This is a genomic window from Caballeronia sp. AZ10_KS36 (assembly GCF_023631105.1).
GTDB lineage: Bacteria > Pseudomonadota > Gammaproteobacteria > Burkholderiales > Burkholderiaceae > Caballeronia.
The window spans coordinates 1-1,114 of record NZ_JALQDQ010000066.1; the positions used below are offsets into that span (position 1 = coordinate 1).

2 protein-coding genes are annotated in these 1,114 nt (G+C 71.0%); both read left to right on the forward strand.

The genetic code is table 11. From position 1 onward, the window contains the following. Window positions 1-332, forward strand: a 332-nt coding sequence (locus tag NCR35_RS29715; protein WP_250537454.1) for a hypothetical protein, incomplete at its 5' end; no start/stop codon positions are given. Between the two features lie 24 nt (window positions 333-356). After that, window positions 357-1,114: hypothetical protein (locus tag NCR35_RS29965; RefSeq protein WP_284503390.1), on the forward strand; the 758-nt coding region annotated here is incomplete at its 3' end.

Genomic DNA, 1,114 nt, shown 5'->3' on the forward strand with positions numbered 1-1,114 from the left:
CGCGTGAACTCGCGCGGCGGCGCGGACCGCAGGCCGTGCGCACGCTGCCGCGGCTTTCGGAATCGGCGGCGCGCGTGGCTCAGCGGCAGGTGCCGACGCCGCAGCAGGCGGTGCAGGTGCTGCGCCGTGGTCTGCCGCGAGCGGCGCAGCGGCTCACCCAGCACCCCGGCATGGTGCGCCGCCTCACGCGGTCGCCGGGAGCGAGGCCGTCATCCGCCGGTCCGCTCGCGCGCCCCCGCTCGCTCGGACGCGGCCTGCCCGGCGTCGGTCGCGGGCGGGCCCGAACCATCCGGATCAGCGGGCCGGCCACGCTGACCATCACCCCGCGCTGAGCGTTGTCGAACAAGGAGCACATCATGGATCGCTTCGAAACCGATGTAATGGACGATTTGATGTACGAAGCCGCCGAAGGCCCGTCGCATCATTCGATGGACGCCTACGACGAGGGCGACGAAGACGGCTACGACGAAGGCGACTTCGGCGACGAGGGCGACGATGAGTTCCTCGGCCGCGTCGCCGGACACGCGGCCGGTGCGTTCGACAACTCCGACGAATCGGACGACGAGTTCCAGATGGCCGACGAAGGCGACGAATTCGACGAGTCGGACGAGTTCGACGAATTCGACGCGACAGACGAACTCGACGCGATGGAAGACGCCGTCGCCGATGCGCTCGACGCCGGCGACAGCGACGAGTTCTTCAAGCGGCTCGGGCGGATCGCGCGCAGTGTCGGGCGCGGCATCGGCAGCGTGGCGCGCACCGTCGCGCCGATCGCGAGCATGATCCCGCTGCCGCAGGCGCAGCTGATCGGCCGTATCGCCAATGTCGCCGGGAGGATGCTCGCGGACGGCGCGGACGAGTTCGAGCTGTTCGACGAAATGGTCGATGCGCTCGACGAGGACGAACTCGATGCCGCCGCGCCCGTGCTCGCCGGCATGGTCGTTCGGCGCGCGCTGCCCGCCGTCTGTCTCTTATACACATCTCCGAGCCCACGAGACTATGATGGCCATCTGGTTTGCCGTCTTCTGCTTGTAAATTGGGGGGGGGGGGGGGGGGGGGGGGGGGGGGGGGGGGGGGGGGGGGGGGGGGGGGGGGGGGGGGGGGGGGGGGGGGG